The 1,304-nt window shown below is 67.3% G+C and carries 1 protein-coding gene; it reads right to left on the minus strand.

Going from position 1 to position 1,304, the window contains the following annotated elements:
• Nucleotides 1-1,304 (minus strand): IPT/TIG domain-containing protein (locus tag SSO01S_RS17030; RefSeq protein ID WP_169798380.1); only part of this gene is annotated, 1,304 nt, incomplete at both ends.

The raw sequence follows: 1,304 nt of genomic DNA on the forward strand, positions 1-1,304 counted from the left end.
TTGCGCTATGCGGCCCACCGGTGATTGCCCCCGAGAGGTCGATCGCGGTGCCTGGGCTGTTATACGCCACCGCCACTCCGCTCCTGTCCGCCGCAACCGGCTTCGCGATGAAGGTATAGGTCGCGCTGCTGGTCGATGTCTGGCCGTTGACCGTAACCGTAACGCTCACGGGGCCGACGCCCGCCCCCGGCGCGGTGACGGTGAGAGAAGTGCTGCTCGCCGCAGTGACGGTGCCGGCCGACCCGCCAAAGCTAACGATGTTGTTGCCCGGCGTCGTGCTGAACCCGGTGCCCGAAACGGTCACGACCTGGCTGACCGGACCCGAATTGGGCGAGATCGAGGTAACGGTCGGGACGACGACGAAGCCATTGCCCTGTGTGGCGGCGGTGGCGGGGTATCCGCTTGGCGTGAAGGCGCCGAGCGTGAAGCCCGAGGTCGATCCGGCAGTGTTGCCGGCATAGTTGAACGTCACCGTACAGCTGCCCGAGGGTACCACGACCCCTGCCAGCTGAATCGACGTCGAGGTCGGAATTGATGCACCTCCGACGGTGCAGCTTCCCCCGGGGTTGCCAACAACGCGGGTGACGATGCTCGGCGCGTTGATCAGCGCGTTGAACGCGGGCGTGCTCGACAGGTTCGGGTTGGTGAAGGTGATCGTCATCGTCCCAGTGGACCCGACGCTGACCGACGCGGGATAGGTGATCGAAACACCGACCACACCCGCCGCGCCGACCGCGAAGCTCTGCTGGACCTGCGGCGCGGCGTCGTAGTTAGCACCGCCCGCCTGATTGGCGTTGATCCGGCAGGTGCCGTTCGACGTGAAGGTGACGGTCGTGCCCGAGAGCGCACAACCGGTGCTGCTGCCGTCAAGCAAATAGCTTACCGGCAGACCCGAACTCGCCGTAGCGCTGACCATGTACGGCGCGCCCCCGACCGTCGCCGTCGGCGGGGTCGAAGTGAACGTGATCGTCTGCGCACCCTTGGCGATGTTGGTCGTGGTGATCGTGCCGATCGCGCTGACCGGCGTGCCCTGGCTGTCGGTCACGCGGATCCGGTAGCTGAAGCTGCCCGCGACGGTCGGCGTGCCCGAGACGGTGCCGGTCGCGACATCGAGCATGGTGCCCGGAACGAACGCACCTGCGTCCAGCGCATAGGTGTAGGGCGCAACGCCGCCCGAGGCCGGGTTGGTCTGGCTGTAGCTGGCGCCCACCGTCGCGCCGGTCGGCGCGTTGGCGGCGATCGTCAGCGTGGCCGGCGTGACCGTGAAGCTCTGCGGCACATTGGTCGCCGCGTTCCAGTTGCTG

This window comes from Sphingomonas soli NBRC 100801 (assembly GCF_001591025.1).
In the GTDB taxonomy this organism is placed as follows: domain Bacteria; phylum Pseudomonadota; class Alphaproteobacteria; order Sphingomonadales; family Sphingomonadaceae; genus Sphingomonas; species Sphingomonas soli.